The organism is Pseudomonas sp. 05N434 (assembly GCF_056396965.1).
Genome location: NZ_JBFTMK010000862.1, coordinates 1 through 1,330 on the forward strand (window position 1 = coordinate 1; position 1,330 = coordinate 1,330).

Below are 1,330 nucleotides of genomic sequence, written 5' to 3' on the forward strand. Positions count from 1 at the left end.
GTCTCGCGGTCTCGGAATTTCAAGGAGAGTGCGCAGTGGATGGCTATATAGCCATTCCTATTCTTCATCTTTCGACCCGTTATCAAAGAAATGAAACTTTCAAAATAGATCTTGACTCTCATGCAGTGGCTAAGTGTTATCTCTTGTCCTGTAAAGGTGAGGCTTTTACTTACGGAGAAGCTCCTGCTTTGTTGGCTGCAGCCTATCTGCGGGATGCTAAGTCCGAAGATCTAGAAGAGTCGCAGCCATTTGATTATCTATTTAAATATGATTATGTTGTTTTGGAAACTCAGTTTTATGAAAGTTATACTGAGGAGTACAAGAGTTCAAGTGCGATATGGGGCGGGTTTTCCCATGATACTCCACTTGAACTCAATGGGCAGATCACGGGAGTGAACTCCATACGTGCGATCGGTAATCTTCAACTTCCTACATCGGATCACCGCACCGCGACATTGCGAGCAATATATGATTCGACGCCACTTGGTCATTATCTAGCGCTATTTCATTTGCTTGAACTTAGCTTCGACTACGACTTGGTCGAGGATATAAAAACCCTCGGGGCCGACTTGAAAGGGATCGGTAAACTTTTAGCTACGTATAATAATAGCGAGTATCAGCGGTTGTTGCGGTTGATAAAGAAATACTGGACCGACGAATCCTCGCTAGCATGTAGCCTGGAAGAGTTTTTTCGCACGTCGTCCCACGATGCTGTGATAGATGAACTTCTTTATGCTTATGAAAAAGATGGGTTTCCTTGGGCGTTTAACGATAATATCCAAAAACGAAATGACTTTATCGCTCACTCTAAACATTCATTCAATAAAGCCAGTATTGAAAGAGCCCGATTTGGCTGGACGTTAGATCATTTGCAAAAATCAGCAGCTTATATAATTTATAGATTTCGCTGCGCTATTGCTCATGCCTCTATTGGTGAGCATATTCTGACGGTAAATGATTCAAAGCTGGTTTCGGAAAAGGCTGAGCCTTTGTTGATTAGTTTTATTGCCCAGATGTATAGGCGTTTTCCGTAATCAGATAAAATCTCACAGCTGTCCAGGGTCAATATGTTGGTTTGATTGTATTGGTGTTACCTGAGGGTAACACCAATACAATTGTACTAGGATTTGAATAGTTTTCTTTGTGGGCTTAAATTTGTTTCAGTACCATCAGGATGCAATTCCTCATCAGCAATCAGCGTCATATCCGACTTGGCTGATCTAGGTGGCAGGTTGTTTTTCTGGGCAACCGGCAGAACCGAGCGCTTTACCTGCGAAAAGTCAGCAAATATGCCTAGTACAGATCGTGCCTCTATGGACATGTCCCACAT

General features: G+C 42.7%; 2 protein-coding genes. One reads left to right on the forward strand and one right to left on the reverse strand.

What is annotated here, in order from left to right; translation table 11 throughout:
• On the forward strand, positions 1 to 1,034 hold a 1,034-nt coding region (locus AC1DLB_RS30185), incomplete at its 5' end, for a hypothetical protein (protein WP_477786305.1).
• A gap of 86 nt (positions 1,035 to 1,120) precedes the next feature.
• On the opposite strand, the gene AC1DLB_RS30190 is transcribed toward AC1DLB_RS30185, so the two are convergent.
• A partial coding sequence (locus AC1DLB_RS30190; RefSeq protein WP_477786306.1) for a hypothetical protein occupies positions 1,121 to 1,330 on the reverse strand: 210 nt, incomplete at its 5' end.